General features: G+C 63.3%; 1 protein-coding gene and 1 pseudogene. One reads left to right on the top strand and one right to left on the bottom strand.

What is annotated here, in order from left to right; genetic code table 11:
- Positions 1-17: 17 nt before the first annotated feature.
- Positions 18-977 (bottom strand): aspartate carbamoyltransferase catalytic subunit, encoded by a 960-nt coding sequence (locus tag EN884_RS35940; RefSeq protein ID WP_063167954.1) that lies wholly within the window; start codon positions 975-977, stop codon positions 18-20.
- Positions 978-1,170: 193 nt separating this feature from the next.
- Between EN884_RS35940 and EN884_RS35935 the strand changes: the two are divergent.
- Positions 1,171-1,410, top strand: a pseudogene (locus EN884_RS35935) (DNA alkylation response protein); the annotation flags it as partial.

Here is a 1,410-nt window from a genome sequence, read left to right as displayed (position 1 = left end):
CTCAAAGACCGTTATGCTCATGCGCCGCGGCCCTCTTGATTGCGACGGGGATCGAGCAGCGCTTCCATGACCGCCATGCGCACAGCAACGCCCATTTCGACCTGTTCCTGGATGACGCTTTGCGGGCCGTCGGCGATTTCCGAAGCGATCTCGACGCCACGGTTCATCGGTCCGGGGTGCATCACCAACGCGTCGTCTTTGGCCGCCTTCAGTTTTTCCGCATCGAGGCCGAAATAGCGGAAATACTCGCGCACCGAAGGCACGAAGGCGCCTTCCATGCGCTCGCGCTGCAGGCGCAGCATCATCACCACATCGGCGTCCTTGAGGCCTTCGGCCATCGAACGGGTGACGATGACGCCCATCTTCTCGATGCCAGTGGGCAGCAGCGTCGACGGCGCAACGACGCGCACCTGCGCGCCGAGCGCGTTGAGCAGCATGATGTTGGAGCGCGCCACGCGCGAATGCAGGATGTCGCCGCAGATCGCCACGATCAGCTTCGACAGCGGGCCTTTGGCGCGGCGGATGGTCAGCGCGTCGAGCAGCGCCTGTGTCGGGTGCTCATGCGCGCCGTCGCCGGCATTGACGACGGAGCAGCCGACCTTCTGCGCGAGAAGCGCGGCCGCACCGGCCGACTGGTGGCGGATGATCAATATGTCGGGCCGCATGGCATTCAGCGTCATCGCCGTGTCGATGAGCGTTTCGCCCTTCTTCACCGAAGAGCTTGCCACCGACATGTTCATGACATCGGCGCCAAGCCGCTTTCCGGCCAGTTCGAACGACGACTGCGTGCGCGTCGAGGCTTCATAGAACAGGTTGATCTGTGTGCGGCCGCGCAGCGTCGAGGTTTTCTTCTCGGACTGCCGCGAGATCGCGACCGCCCGGTCCGCCCTGTCGAGCAACAGCTCGATGTCGGCAGGGGAAAGGTCGCGGATGCCCAGAAGATGGCGTTGAGGATAGGGGGACGAAGCGTCGGTCATCTCAAGGGGCTGCTATAGGGTGGAGACTTTGCGGCTGCAAGCGCCAGCTTTGCATTGGAACCGTTCTCCTCATTTTTTTCGTGTAGATGGCCGATTGTATCGGCCGGTATTTTCATCGCGCGCGCTGCATGGCTTGGCTATATCTAGCCGACAGCCTCGGATTCGTGGCTTTCTGACGATAGAAGGATTGGGCGTGACCGACGACGTGACGAACCAGCCGCCGCCGCTGACGGGCGGCAACGCCTGGCGGGGCGATCCGTTGCTGATCCAGCTCGCGGAGCGTTTTTCCGATCCGGTGCGCCGGGAACTCGACGGTCTCGGCCGTTTCGTGCTGACGCAGGAGGCGCAGGAACTGGCGCGCCTCGCCAATGTCGAGACGCCGAAGCTGAGGACGCATGATCGCCAAGGACGGCGCATCGACGTGGTCGAGTTC

Source organism: Mesorhizobium sp. M7A.F.Ca.AU.001.01.1.1 (genome assembly GCF_004022735.1).
Taxonomy (GTDB): domain Bacteria; phylum Pseudomonadota; class Alphaproteobacteria; order Rhizobiales; family Rhizobiaceae; genus Mesorhizobium; species Mesorhizobium ciceri.
Note: the sequence above shows the minus strand (reverse complement) of the source record. Positions and strands in the feature narration are given on the sequence as shown.

Bases quoted from the DNA above. Each gene is read 5' to 3' on its own strand.
- EN884_RS35940 (WP_063167954.1), bottom strand. From the start codon at position 977: ATGACCGACGCTTCGTCCCCCTATCCTCAACGCCATCTTCTGGGCATC.